Annotated in this window: 7 protein-coding genes; 5 read left to right on the top strand and 2 right to left on the bottom strand. The window is 70.2% G+C overall.

Annotated elements, in window-relative coordinates:
* Positions 1–7: 7 nt before the first annotated feature.
* Complete coding sequence (pglX, locus tag O7629_RS12575; protein ID WP_278169360.1) at positions 8–3592, top strand: BREX-2 system adenine-specific DNA-methyltransferase PglX; 3585 nt, start codon at positions 8–10, stop codon at positions 3590–3592.
* A gap of 109 nt (positions 3593–3701) precedes the next feature.
* Here the strand turns inward: pglX and O7629_RS12570 are convergent, their stop codons facing one another.
* Together O7629_RS12570 and O7629_RS12565 are read right to left on the bottom strand one after the other, a co-directional pair.
* The gene (locus O7629_RS12570) at positions 3702–3881 is read right to left on the bottom strand and encodes a DUF397 domain-containing protein (RefSeq protein WP_278169359.1); all 180 of its coding nucleotides are present in this window, start codon (positions 3879–3881) and stop codon (positions 3702–3704) included.
* The gene (locus tag O7629_RS12565; RefSeq protein WP_278169358.1) at positions 3878–4663 is read right to left on the bottom strand and encodes a helix-turn-helix transcriptional regulator; all 786 of its coding nucleotides are present in this window, start codon (positions 4661–4663) and stop codon (positions 3878–3880) included. Before O7629_RS12565 ends, O7629_RS12570 begins: the two co-directional genes overlap by 4 nt.
* A 351-nt stretch (positions 4664–5014) precedes the next feature.
* Between O7629_RS12565 and O7629_RS12560 the strand changes: the two genes are divergently transcribed.
* The 4 genes from O7629_RS12560 (at position 5015) to O7629_RS12545 (ending at position 14295) form a co-directional block, all read left to right on the top strand.
* On the top strand, positions 5015–5479 hold the full coding sequence (locus O7629_RS12560; protein WP_278169357.1) for a hypothetical protein: 465 nt from the start codon (positions 5015–5017) through the stop codon (positions 5477–5479).
* A complete protein-coding gene (locus tag O7629_RS12555) occupies positions 5472–5741 on the top strand; it encodes a hypothetical protein (protein ID WP_278169356.1) in 270 nt (89 codons plus the stop codon). The genes O7629_RS12560 and O7629_RS12555 overlap by 8 nt, the downstream gene beginning before the upstream one ends.
* 212 nt (positions 5742–5953) lie before the next feature.
* A complete protein-coding gene (locus O7629_RS12550) occupies positions 5954–9292 on the top strand; it encodes a hypothetical protein (RefSeq protein WP_278169355.1) in 3339 nt (1112 codons plus the stop codon).
* A complete protein-coding gene (locus O7629_RS12545; protein ID WP_278169354.1) occupies positions 9289–14295 on the top strand; it encodes a DEAD/DEAH box helicase in 5007 nt (1668 codons plus the stop codon). The genes O7629_RS12550 and O7629_RS12545 overlap by 4 nt, the downstream gene beginning before the upstream one ends.
* Positions 14296–14316: the final 21 nt, after the last annotated feature.

Genomic DNA, 14316 nt, shown 5'->3' with positions numbered 1-14316 from the left:
TCGTGCTGTGATCGACCGAAAACTGCTACTTGTTGACCTGAAGAACCAGGTGAAATCGCTGGAAAACGACCTGCGAGGGCAGGTCGACGCGGTCGAGGAGGTGCGCGGCCGGCTGCGCGGCGAATACGACCGGGCCTTCAAGATCGGGCGTACCGCGGCGACCTGGACCTCGTGGCGCGATGAGCGGGTGACGCAGGCGGCGGTGGCCTGGGTGCTCGGCAGCGTGTTCGTCCGTTTCTGTGAGGACAATTCGCTGCTGACCGATCCGTACCTGGCCGGGCCGGGGGAGCGGATGGTGATCGCCGAGGAGGCCGAGGCGCAGTTCTTCCGCGACCAGCCACATGAGACGTTGCGTGGCTGGCTGCTGACCGCGTTCGACGCGATCGCCGCTAGCCAGGCCGGCCGGTCACTGTTCGACCAGCGGCACAACCCGCTCTACCAGATCCCGCTCTCGCATGACGCGGCGAAGTCGCTGGTCGCGTTCTGGCGGACGCGGGGCGCGGACGGGGCGCTGGTGCACGACTTCACCGACCCCGAGTGGGGTACGCGGTTCCTCGGTGACCTCTACCAGGACCTGTCCGAGGCGGCCCGCAAGACGTATGCGTTGCTGCAGACCCCGGACTTCGTCGAGGAGTTCATCCTCGACCTGACGTTGACCCCGGCGATCGACGAGTTCGGCCACGACGTGGTCAAGATGATCGACCCGACCTGCGGCTCCGGGCACTTCGTGCTCGGCGCGTTCGACCGGCTGCTGAAGCAGTGGGAGGAGCACGCCCCGAACCGGGATCCGCAGGAACGGGTCCGGCTCGCCCTGGACGCCGTGCACGGCATCGACATCAACCCGTTCGCTGTGTCGATCGCCCGTTTCCGGCTGCTGATCGCCGCGATCCAAGCGTGCGGCTTCAAGTCCCTCGCCGACGTCGCAGGCTACACCTTCCCCATGCACCTGGCAGTAGGCGACGCCCTGATCAAACACCGGGCAAACACCATCCCGGGTACGGATCCCGAGGCCGAGAAGATTGTCGAGTTCACCTACGCCACCGAGGACATCGACGAGCACCCCGGCATCCGCGAGGTCGGCCGCTACCACGTCGTGGTCGGTAACCCGCCCTACATCACCGTCAAGGACAAGGGCCTCAACGAGGCGTACCGGGAGATGTACTCTGCCTGTTATCGGGAGTACGCCCTGTCGGTGCCGTTCGCACAGCGCTTCTTCAACCTGGCCAGGTCGGCCGGCAGTGACGGTAAGGGCGCCGGCTACGTAGGTCAGATCACCGCGAATTCATTTATGAAGCGTGAGTTTGGGAAACGGCTGGTTGCGGATCTTTTTGCGTTGAATGTAAACCTGACTCATGTGATCGACACCTCCGGTGCGTATATTCCTGGCCATGGCACGCCGACGGTCATTCTGGTGGGCCGGAATACAAACTTGTATCGGTTGAATACCGTGCGTGCTGTACTTGGCATCCGTGGGGAGCCCAATGCACCGGAGAATCCGGCTGATGGGTTTGTCTGGAATGCAATTGTTTCTCAGGTTGATAGTCCAAAATCTGAGTCTGTGTGGGTTAGTGTCGATGACGTGCCGCGACAATTCTTCGCCAAACACCCATGGAGCCTTGCTGGTGGTGGAGCTCCTGGCCTCCAGGTTGCACTTGAAGGGGCCGGAGATGCGCGCTTGACCAGTGCGATCCAGGAGATAGGGTTCGGTGCCGTGACGCGCGAAGACGGCGCATATATGCTCGGCGAAGGAGTCCTGCGTAGGAAAGCGGTGGATCGTAGTCACAGGCGCCCCCTGGTGGAGGGTGACGTTACTCGTGATTGGGCTGTGTCGAGCCCGATTGATTCGATATGGCCGTACCGTGAGCAAGACCTTTCCGCCGCAGTAGACGGTCCCGCGAGTGCTCTTCTTTGGCCTTTCCGGCGCATTTTGCAAGATCGAGTTGCGTATGGTTCCAGTCAAATTGACCGCGGCCTAAAGTGGTTCGAGTACTCCATGTTCTTCGGGCGACGTTACCGGGTGCCGTTGTCGATTGCGTTCGCTTTTGTGGCTACGCATAATCATTTTGTGTTGGACCGGGGTGGGAAGGTCTTTAACCGTTCGGCGCCGGTGATTAAGTTGGGGGAGGGGGCGTCGGAGGAGGATCACCTGCGGTTGCTCGGCGTACTCAACAGCTCGACGGCGTGCTTCTGGCTCAAGCAGGTCAGCCACGACAAGGGGATCCGTGGCGAGGGCGGTGGCTTCACCAGTGACGACTGGGAGCACTTCTACGAGTTCACGGGGACCAAGCTGCAGGAGTTTCCGTTGCCGGCGGCGTACCCGTTGGGGGTGGCTCAGCAGGTCGACTCGCTGGCGCAGCGGCTCGCGGCGGTGAGCCCGGCGGTGGTCGCCGCCGAGAGCGTGCCTACCCGGGACCGGTTGGCGGCGGCGCGCGACGAGTGGCATTCGACGCGGGCGCGGATGATCGCGTTGCAGGAGGAGCTGGACTGGCAGGTGTACCAGCTCTACGGGCTGCTCGACGAGGAGTTCACCGCGCCGGCCGGATCGGTGCCGGAGCTGCGGCTGGGGGAGCGGGCGTTCGAGATCGTGCTGGCCCGCAAGGTCGCGGCCGGCGAGGCGGAAACGCAGTGGTTCGACCGGCACGGTTCGACGCCGATCACCGAGATCCCGGCGCACTGGCCGCAGGAGTATCGGGCGGTGGTGCAGCGGCGGATCGACGTCATCGAGAGCAACCGCAACATCGGGCTGATCGAGCGGCCGGAGTGTAAGCGGCGCTGGTCCACCGATGGCTGGGACAAGATGGAGCAGGCCGCGTTGCGGGACTGGCTGCTGGACCGGTGCGAGGCGCGCGAGTTGTGGTTCCACACCGTCGACGGGATGGAGCAGCCGCGTCCGTTGACCGCCGCCGAGCTGGCCGACGAGCTGCGCCGCGACGCCGATGTGTTGGCGGTCGCCCAGCTGTACGCGCCGGGCCAGGATCTCGGCAAGGTCATCGTTGACCTGGTCGCCGACGAGCACGTACCGCACCTGGCGGCGCTGCGCTACAAGCCGTCCGGTTTGGTGAAGCGCGCCGACTGGGAGCAGGTGTGGCAGCTGCAGCGCGAGGAGGACGCCCAGCCGGACGAGCCGGCGAAGAAGCGGGTGCGGGAGCGGATCCCGGTGCCGCCGAAGTACACGTCGGCGGACTTCGTCAAGAACAGCTACTGGCGGCACCGGGGCAAGCTGGATGTGCCAAAGGAGCGGTTCATCTCGTACCCGGGGTCGAGCCGCGACGGTGATCCGACGCTGCTGCTCGGCTGGGCCGGCTGGGACCACCGGGAGCAGGCGCAGGCCCTCGCCACGCTGATCGTGGCCCGGGAGCAGGAGGACGGCTGGGACGCCGACCGGCTGCTGCCGCTGGTCGCCGGTCTGCGTGAGGTGCTGCCGTGGGTGAAGCAGTGGCACAGCGAGTTCGACGCAGAGTGGAGCGCGTCGCCGGCCGACATCTACGCCGGCTTCCTCGACGAGACCACCAACCGGCTGCACCTGACCGACGAGGCGTTGACCTCGTGGCGTCCGCCGAAGGCGACCCGGGGCCGCAAAGCGAAGGCGTGACGTAGCAGCCGGTAGGGCGAGGCGTTGGCAGAGCCCGGCTCACTCCCGCAGTCGCGGGCAGTGGCCGGGCTCGGTCAGCGTTGGTGCTGCTTGGTGAACCGGTACAGGCTCAGCGGTCGGTGCTCACTGCCGCGACGAACGCGCGCCACGAGGCCGGCGCGAAGGCGAGGGTGCCACCGTCGCGGTCCTTGGTGTCCCGGACGTACACCCGACCAGGAAGGTTCTCGGCTACTTCGACACACCCGCTCGTGTCACTGTGGGTGCTCTTGTGCCAACGTGCAGCGGTCATGTCCACTTCTCCGCCATCCTCATGATCACGTCGCGGCTCTGGTTTCCGGGCAGAGCGTACTCCCGCACGGCCTCCCAGGTCCGTTCAAGGTCTGCGGTGTCTTCGGATCCTTCAACGACGCGACCTTTGAGGTGGCCTTCCAGGTAGCCGACTGATCTGCCGTCGACAGTCGCGAGCGTGAACGGGCCGTCGAGGCCCAAATAAGCACCCGCGCTCGTCGGGATGATGTGCACCCGGATGCTGGGTAACTCGCTCGCGGCGAGGATCGCGAGCATCTGTTCCCGCATGACCTCCGGCCCGCCGATCTCCCGATGGAGCATCCACTCGTCCATCACCGCGACGAGCTGGCAGGGGTCCGGCTTGCGGCGCAGAATCTCCTGCCGGGCGAGTCGCGTGCCGAGCGCGGCTTCCAAGTCTTCCTCCCTTGCGCCGTACGCGGTGATGATGGTTTTCGCGTACGCCTCGGTTTGCAGTAGGCCGGGTACTGCGAGCGGTTGGAAGACACGGAGCAAGCTCGCCTGCTGCTCGTGTTCGATGAAAGGCCGTAACCAGACCGGGGCGTGTTCGCCGATGACGAACTCGCGGTAGAACTTCATGAACGCGGTGCCGAACACCTTGTCCACCATGCCCAGGTAGTTGGGCAGGGCGGGGCGTTCGCCGCGCTCGATGGAGCCGACGTGTTTCGCCGAGAAGTGGACGCGCTCGCCCCACGACTCCTGGGTGAGGCCCATCGACTCGCGCACTCGCCGCAACTCCGATATCAGATACTCGCTGCCGCTCACAAGCCCCTCGCATCCTTCGGATTCCCTCGTGCACACGCAACGGAGGCGCTGCCGCTGGGCGGCCCGATGCGTGTGGTCACCATTCATGTTCCTCCGCGAATGACGAGGAGTCCAGCATGGATTGCAGCGCTGTGGACAACTTCGAGATCGGGTGGAGTAATTGATCTTCGTGCTATCAGATGCACACCTGTCGTCGCAAGGCTTTCATATCCCTCAGTTTCCCTCGTGGTGGTCGCGGGTTCGCGTCATGGGACTCCCGGCGTGCACGGGGGAGCCAGCCGGGTTCCGCGAACCGTGACTGCGAGTCCAGGGTGGATGTCTCGACTCATTGGCTATTCGAGGAGGAGCCTGGTGGTGCACAGGAACGACGGGATCGGCGGGACGCCCCGGCTGGCCCGCTACACGTCGATCGGTACGCCACGGCGTACCGATGCGACCCCGAACCGGCCGCCGCTGCCGCGACGCACGCCGGGAGAGACGGACATCGGCCGTGACCCGCGTTTCCGGCTGACCGCCGCCCGCGCGGTCGACCCCGCTCTGACCGGCGCGATCGACGCCGCGCTCGACCCCGGCGACACCGTGGTGGCGCAGGCGGTGCACCAGGCGCGGCTCGACATCGCCGAGCATCTGCCGTCGGCGCGGTTCGGGGAATGCCGCACCTGCGACGTCGCCGCGCCGTGCCGGCCGTTGCAGCGGTCGCTGGTCATCCTCGACCGCTGGGACCCGGGCAAGGCCCGGCGGGTGCGGGCGGTGCTGCAACTGTCCGGGCTGATGCGGGACGGCTACCCGCACGGAAAGGACGACGCCGATGACTGACCAGCCGCTGCGGATCGGCGAGATGCTGCACCTGGGCAAGGCCGACTGGGTGTACGGCGACTGTTCGATGCGGGTACGGGTCTCCGATATCCGCTATGGCCACGACAACGACGAGTCGCCGGTGATCGGCATCCTCGCCACGATCGTCGGCGGTGGACGCGACGGCCGGATGGTGGCGATCGCCGTCTACAAGCGGTCGCTGACCCACCCCGGGGTGCGGGAAGCACCGCGCGCCGTCAACGGCACCGACCCGTACCCGTGATAGAAGCCGGCGGCGGTCGGCGCGGCGTTGGCACCCGTCATCGGTGCCGGCCGCGCCGACCGCGTCGGTGAGCGTGGCGGGATTGTCAGCCCGGCGGCGCTGACCGAACGGACACGGTCAGGTTCCGGAGGGACCTGTTTCCTTGAGTTGCTGCCGATACATCTGCATAGTCGCGATACGGCCCAGATCGTCTATTCGTCAGGGGGACCGTGGTGCGGGCGTCCGACTATCTCCATGAACGGGAGCGTGAGTGGCGGCCCGCGCTGCGCGCGGTATCGCTGGTCGCCGAGATCGCGGTGCCCGAGCTTGAAGCCCGCCGAGCGGTCAGTGCGCTGGGAAAACTGTACGGCGCCGGCAGCGAATACGAGCAGCGTCAATGCCTGTACTACCGCTACCCGGCCTGCCTGCTGGTCGGCCTCAGCGGGATCGGAGCGTCCCGCTACGAGCAGGGCAACTACTGGGGAGCCGTGCGGGACCACACCCGCCACCAGGTCGACGAGACCGCCTGGGGTGCGGCGTTCCGGGCCAACCTGGACCAGTTCGGCCTGGCCCGATTCCCCGGCCTGCCGCAGATCAACGTCGGTGAAATCCTCATGCACGGCGGGATTCCCGCCTACTGCCTGGGGGACCTGCTGAACCTGCTGCTGCAACGACAGTCCCGCGAACCCGGCACCACCGTCACGGACTTCTTCGCCTGGGCGTTGACACCCGGCCGGGAATCGCGACTGAACACCCTCGACATGCCGGTGCGGCGGCTGCTACAGCATGGCGGCGAATACGCCGAAGACCTCGTCGACCGCTGCATCGACCTGCTGGACCGGTTCCGCGCGCCGGCGTTCACCGCCGACGGGCTCGGCCTGCCGCCGCACCTGATCGACCAGGCCCGCAGCTACGTCGAGGCCGGGCAGCTCGACTGGGCCGGCACCGCGACCCGCACCGGCACCGCCGCCGGAGGCAGCGGCGGCGCGGCGACACCCCGACCGTACGTGGAGCTGGAGCCGTACGGCCGGGGCCTGCTGGTGCGGCTGCCGGCGGTGCCCGACGCACCCGGCGGCCGGGTCGAATGGCGGGTCCGGGCCGGCGAAGACGTCCAGACGATCGTCAGCCGCTCCCGGATCCCCGGTGACGTCGACACCGCGCCACCGGCCGTCGCGACGATCTCCCGACCGGTGCGGCAGGTCACCGTCGAACTCGCCGCCATCGAGCGGGAGTTCGAAGTCGACCTGATCGACCCCCGCGAACCGCTGCTGGTCTTCACCGACGAAGGCCGGCGGGTGCCGCTGACCGCCAGCCTGCCACCGGAGCCGGTGTGGATCCTGCACCCCGGTCGTGACAGCACCGGCCAGCCGGTCACCCTGCACATCGACTGGGCCGCCGCCGCGACCAAAGCCGGCCCCGGCGGCCCGGCGGCCGACGGCGACCTGCCGGTGCCGTACGGCTGGTTCGGCTGGACGCTGCGCCGGGTCGACCTGGGACAGGTCACCGGGCTGCGGCTCGGCGACGGACCGACCCGGCGGGTCGGCACCGCCCGGCGGGCCCAGCTGCGCCTCAGCCCGCCGCTGCCCGACGTGGTCAGCGTCGCCGGCACCCCCGTGTACGGTGCCGCCCCGGCACTGTTCCTGCCGACCGAGGCGGGCGTGGCCACCGAATGGTCGATCCGCGTCCGCCGGCCCGGCAGCGCCGACCTGCTCACCGCCGCCAGTGTGCGGATCACCGGCGACACCGTCACCGACCCGTGGGAGCAGGTGCCCCGGCCACTGGTCGGCAGCTACGAGATCACCGTCCGGGGTCCGCTCGGCCGGGGCCTGTCCCGCACCCTCGACCTCGCCGAAGGGCTGACCGTCACCGTCCACCCGGTGTGGCGCGAGTTGCGGCCCGACGGCCTCGCGCCAGCGACCGTCCGGCTCGGCGTGACCGACCCGGCGCTGCGGGTCGACCCGTCGCTGGCCCGACTCGACCCGACCCAGACCAGCGCCGACGCGCAGCTCACCGCCGCCGGACACACCACCACGGTACGGGTGACCCCGCCGCACATGGCCGCCCAATGGGTCAGCGCCGGCCGCACCACCCGGTGGTCGCTGCAGCCGCTGCGCCTGGACACCGAAACCGTCGGCGACGGCGAACTGCTGGTCCGGCTGCCGGCGGCGGTCGACGCCGACCTTGTCGTGGCCAGCGGCGGCCAGCAACGGCAGACCGTCGCCTCCCGCGCCACCTACGGCCAGCCGCTCGCCCGGTTCCCGCTCGCCGCGATCGCCGACACCGTCCGGGTCTGCGGCTCCGCCCAGCTCGCGGTCCGCCTGGGCGGCCAACAGTTCCCCGTCGCCCGCTGCCTGCCCCGACAACTCGCCGGCACCGTCCACCTCAAAGACGACCAGCTGGCCCTCGACGACGCCAGCCCGGTCAACGGACTGACCGCCGGCGTCTACCAGGTGCTGGCCCCGTGGCGGCCACCGCACGTTACCCCGATCGGCGCAGACCTGGCCAGCGAACCGCTGCCCGCCGACCTGACCCGGGCCGGGCCGCTCGCGGTGCTGCTGCGCGTCGACGACCCGTGGCTGCCCGAACCCTGGCCCGACTGGCCCGGACAGGACAACAGCTTCACCGTCGACGGTGACTGGGACCCGCCGCTGCCCGACACCCCCGACACGGCGCTGTCCCGCCACCTGGCCGGGCTGACCGACCCGCCGGACCGCCCCGACATCGCACCACTGATCCTCCCGCTGTACCGCCGCGCCGAGGACCTGCGCCGCCACGGCGTCACCGTCGACGTCCGCGCCACCGCCGCCGTGCTGCGCCGACACCCGGTCGCCGCGCTGACCGCGCTCACCCGCACCCGGTCACCCGCAGCCGAACTGGTGGCCCCACTGGTGCACTCCGGGCTGGTGGCGCTGCCACCGCTGGCCTACCTCGGCACCGCCGACGAGGCGAGGCTGTGGCAGACCAGCCCACTGGCGGCGCTGCTGGCCACCGCGTACCGGCTCGGGGTCACCGCGGCCGGCGACGACCTGTATGAACGGGCGGCGACGGCGTGCGGCGACTCCCTCGATGTGCTCCTGGCCGGTGAGCCCGACCCGCACCAGGCGGTCGGCCGCTTCGACCGGGCCGCGCAGCAGTTGGCGCGGCTGCCGGCCGAGCAGCTCGACGCGCTCTGGCGGGCGATGCGGATCGTCCCCGGTGGACTCCTCGACGCCGACGAACGGGTCGCCGCCGCCCGCCGGCTGTTCGACGTGCGGGACCGACCCGGCGTGGCCCGGGTCGCCGCCGTCGGCGCTGACCTGCTGCGCACCCTGCGGCCGGCGCTGGCCGCCGCCGGCGGCCCGGTCGTCGACGCGGCGGTCAGGGCCCGGCAGTGCGGACCCGGCTGGCCGGACCTGCCGGCGCTGTCGCTGGCGTTCGCCTTCACCGCCCGGCTGATCGCCCGCGACCGGCTGCCGGCCGCCCTGCTGACCCGAACCACCCCGCACCACGCGACCCTGGCCCGGCACGCCCCCGACCTGACCACCATCGACATCTTCCTCGCCGAACTCACCCTCACCGGAGACGCCGAATGATCCTGGATCCCCTGGCCACCAGCGACGACATCGTCGCCACCTATCAGCGGTACCTGCGCAGCCTGGTCGAGCCGAGAGACCCCCGACTCGCCGCCGCACTCGACACCGCGATCGCCGACGCGATCAGCCAGGAGATCACCAAAGGGCCGCTGCTGGAAGCCACCCCGCCGTACCGCACCGGCCGCACCCCGCGTCAGCTCATCGACGCCGGGGCGCTGCACCCGGGGATCGCCGCGCTCGGTGCCGGCCTGGCCCTGGACCGGCCGCTGTACCGGCACCAGGAACGGGCGATCGGCAAGGTACGGGCCGGCCGCAACGTCGTCGTCGCCACCGGCACCGGCTCGGGCAAGACCGAAAGTTTCCTGCTGCCGATCCTGGACCGGCTGATGGCGCAGCGCGCCGCCGGCACCCTCGGCCCCGGCGTCCGGGCGCTGCTGCTCTACCCGATGAACGCCCTCGCCAACGACCAGATGAAACGGCTACGCACCCTGCTCGCCGGAGCCCCCGACATCACCTTCGGCCGCTACACCGGCGAAACCAGGCACACGCTGCGTGAAGCCGCCGAGGTCTTCGCCCACCAGCACCCCGGCGAGCAGCGGCTGCCCAACGAACTGCTCAGCCGCGAACAGATGCAGGCCACGCCGCCGCATCTGCTGCTGACCAACTACGCCATGCTGGAATACCTGCTGCTGCGGCCACTGGACATGGACCTGTTCGAAGGCGACCACGCCGGCCACTGGCAGTTCATCGTCGTCGACGAAGCCCACGTCTACGACGGGGCGCGCGGCGCCGAACTGGCGATGCTGCTGCGTCGCCTCGTCGACCGGGTCGGCCAAGGCCGGTCGGTGCAGTGCATCGCCACCAGCGCCACCGTCGGCGGCGACCTGGCGGCCGTCGCCGACTTCGCCAGCTCCCTGTTCCCGGTGCCGTTCCAGCATGACCCGGCCGACGCCGCGTCGCAGGACGTCATCACCGCCGAACGGGTCGAGGTGCCGGCCGGGCCGGAATGGGGTCCGCTGCCCGCCGCCGCGTACCGGCAGCTTCGCGAGGCCGCGTCGCCGGCCGCCGCCCTGCTGGAGCACGCCCGCCGCGACGGTGTGCCCGCCATGTCGGCGGTGCCGGCCGGGTCGGCCGATGATGCGGCCGCTGCGGTGCTGGAGCAGGAGCAGCGGGTACGCCGCCTCAAACGGCTCCTCTCCCACGGGCCGATGCCGCTACGTGAGGTCGCCAAGGCGCTGTTCCCCGACGACGCCGACCAGACAGCCGTCACCGACCTCGTCGCACTCGCCAACGCCGTACACGACAGCACCGGCACCCCGGTGCTGTCCGCCCGCTACCACCTGTTCGCCCGCGCCACCGAAGGTGCCTTCGCCTGCCTCGGCACCAACGGCCCGCACGTGAGCCTGACCCGGCGCGAACGCTGCACCCACTGCGGCGACGCCGCCTTCGAGATCGGCACCTGCCGCCGGTGCGGCACCGAACACCTAGCCGGCACCGTCGAACGGGTCGGCACCACCGCCGTCTTCCGGTCCCGCCGCTCCCGCGACGAACAACAGACCTGGCTGGCCCTCGTCGACGACGTGACCACCGACGAGGACGAGGAGACCCTGCAGGCCAACAGCGTCGCCAGAGGCAGCGAAACCGGTGCGCTCTGCGCCCGCTGCGGCGTGTTCCAGGTCGGGCCGGCCGGCAACTGCCCGCAGTGCCCCGCAAGTCCGATGCGGACGGTGCGGTTCGTGCGGCAGAACGCCGAAGCGCTCACCGCCTGTGTGGGCTGCGGCGGACGCGGCGACGGGCTCATCCGGTTGTTCGCCAGCGGCAACGAAGCCTCCGCCTCAGTACTCGCCACCGCCCTGTACCAGCGACTGCCGCAGGCCACCGAGCCGGCGCAGCAGGCCCGGCCCGGCGGCGGCCGCAAGGTGCTGCTGTTCAGCGACAGCCGCCAGTCGGCGGCCTACTTCGCCCCGTACCTGGAAGACTCCTACCAGCGGGTGCAGCGCCGCCGGCTGCTGCGCGAAGGCGCACTCGCCGCCGCCGGCCGGGGCGACGCCGAGATCCGGCTCGACGACGTCGTCCGCGACACGGCCCGCGCCGCCGAACAGTACGGCATCTTCCAACGCCGCGACTCCGCCCAGGCCCGCCGCCGGCAGGTCGTCCTCTGGGCGCAGACCGAGATCGTCGGCGTAGACGAACGCAACTCGCTGGAAGGGCGCGGCCTGCTCGCATGGGGCATGTCCCGCGACCCCGCCTGGCAGGCACCCCAACCGCTGATCAGTCTCGGCCTGACCGAGACGGAAGTGTGGGCGCTGCTCGACGAGCTGCTGCGCTCCGTACGGCTGCAGGGAGCCGTCGCCGCCCCCGACGGGGTCGACCCGCGCGACGAGGCGTTCGCACCCCGCGTCGGGCCGATCTACCTGCGCGGCACCGGCTCCGACGCCCGCCGCAAGGTGCTGAGCTGGCTGCCGACCAGCGGCACCAACCGGCGGGTCGACTACCTGCGGCGGGTCCTCGCCCGCCTCGGTGTCACCGCCGACCCGCACCAGCTGCTCGACGGTATCTGGCGGCTGCTGACCGCCGGGCCGATGAGGGAACTGTTGCGCGACAGCCTCGAACCCGGCATCGGGCAGGTCTACCAGCTCGACCCTGAATTCGTCACCTGCACGGTCCCGGGCGACGACCACCCGGTCTGGCAGTGCGGCACCTGCCGGCGGATCACCCCGTACACCGTCCGAGGGGTCTGCCCCACCATGAAGTGCCTCGGTGAACTGGCCCGCTGGGTGCCGCCGCCGGCCGACGTCGACCACGACCACTACCGGTCGGTGTACCGGGAGATGAACCCGGTGCCGATGCGGGTGCTCGAACACACCGCCCAGTGGACCAGCGAGCAGGCCGCGTTGATCCAGCAGCAGTTCGTCCGGGGCGAGGTCAACGCGTTGTCCTGCTCGACCACGTTCGAGCTCGGTGTCGACGTCGGTGAACTGCAGGCCGTCATGTTGCGCAACATGCCACCCACCACCGCCAACTACGTGCAGCGGGCCGGGCGGGCCGGCCGGCGTACCGACTCGGCGGCCCTGGTGCTGACCTACGCGCAGCGGCGGTCACACGACCTGTCCCGGTTCGCCGAACCGGACCGGATGATCGCAGGCGAGGTCCGGGCGCCGTACGTGCCGCTGACCAACGTACGGATCGACCGCAGGCACGCCCACTCGGTGGCCCTGGCCGCGTTCTTCCGGCACCACTTCCGCACCTACGGCACCATCTGGCGTACGGCGGGGGAGTTCCTGCTCGCCGGCGACGACGGCGTCGCGCCGGTGACGCTGGTCGCCGGTTTCCTCGACCCGGTGCCGGCGGAGATCGTCGAATCACTGCACCGGGTGCTGCCGGCCGAGGTCCGCGACGAGATCGGCGTCGACTCCGGCGACTGGGTCACCCACCTGGTCGGCCTGCTGGAATCGGTCCGCGTCGAGCTGCAGAACGACGTCGACATCTACGAGCAGAAACGGGCCGAGGCGTTCGCCGCCCGCAAGGACGACAGCGCCGCCCGGTTCGGCCGGGTCATGAGGACCATCACCGGCCGGGAACTGCTCGGCCTGCTCGCCAACCGCAACGTCCTACCCAAGTACGGCTTCCCGGTCGACACCGTCGAGCTGCGGCTCACCTTCGCCGACGACCAGATGTCCCGCCAACTGGAGCTGTCCCGGGACCTGTCGTCGGCGATCTACGAGTACGCCCCCGGCACCGAGGTGGTCGCCGGTGGACAGACCTGGCAGTCGGCCGGGGTGTACCGGCTGCCCGGCCGGGACCTGGAACGGCGCCACTACGCCGTCTGCGCCGGCTGCGGCCACTACCGGGACTCGATCGAACGGCTCGACCCGCAGTGCCCGGCCTGCGGGGCACCGGCCACCGGCGTCCCCCGGCAGTACACGGTGCCGGTGTTCGGGTTCGTCGCAGACCGGTCCGGGGGCCGGCGGCCCAGCACCGCGCCCCGGCGCACCTGGCACGGCGCCACCCACGTCGTCTCCACCGGCGCGGAGATCTTCGAAGACAAGATCGACCTGCCGGGCGGCTCCGTGACGGTGCGGGCCGGCTCACGCGGCGAACTGATCGCCATCAGCGACGGTGCCGGCGGCGCCGGCTACCTCATCTGCGATCGGTGCGGGTTCGCCCAGTCCAACACCAGCAGAAAGCAGCGCCAGAGCTCGCATGCCAGCCCGCTCACCGGCCGGGACTGCCGGGGCCGGCTGGAACTGCTGTCGCTGGCCCACAAGTACCAGACCGACGTCCTCGACCTCAGTGTCGACAGCGCCGCGCTGGGCGGCATCGACGACAACGGTTGGCGGTCCCTGGCGTACGCGGTCGTCGAAGGGGCAGTGCTGGCCCTGGAGATCTCCCGCGACGACATCGACGCCACGGTCTACCGGACCGAAGCCAACCGCAGCGTGATCATGCTGTACGACACCGTGCCGGGCGGTGCCGGGCACGTGCAACGGATCGCGGCGCGGGTACGTGACGTCCTCGACGAGGCGCTGCGGCGGGTCCGCGACTGCGAGTGCGGGGTGGAGACCAGCTGCTACCGGTGCCTGCGGGTGTTCCGCAACGACCGATACCACGAGCACCTGCGTCGCGGTGTCGCCGCCGACGTGCTGGGTCGGCTGCTCGGCCGCGCCGACCAGACCCCGGTCGGCGCGCTGCGGGTCACCCTCGCCGAGTACACGGCCGCGGTCAACGCCGACCGCAGGTTCCTGATCGGCGACGTACCCGGTGAGGTGTTCGAATCGGTGACATCCGGTCAGCTCGACCTCTACGAGGGACGGATCGTCTTCGCCCGGCAGGCCGCCGCCCCTGCCGACGTGTCGACCACTGACGCGACGGCCGTGGGTCGGTTGTGGCTGCGCCGCGACAGCGAGAACGGCGACATCGTCGGTGCCGGGGTCGAGCCGCTGGTCGGCGAACCGCTGGACGGACTCGACGACCTGACCCTCATCGGCGTCGCGCTGCTCTGACCAGAGTGTGCCGCCGTACGC

Origin of the sequence: Solwaraspora sp. WMMD792 (assembly GCF_029626105.1) — a bacterium.
In the GTDB taxonomy this organism is placed as follows: Bacteria; Actinomycetota; Actinomycetes; order Mycobacteriales; family Micromonosporaceae; genus Micromonospora_E.
The sequence above is the reverse complement of the archived record's forward strand: the minus strand, read 5'-3'. Positions and strand labels throughout refer to the sequence as shown.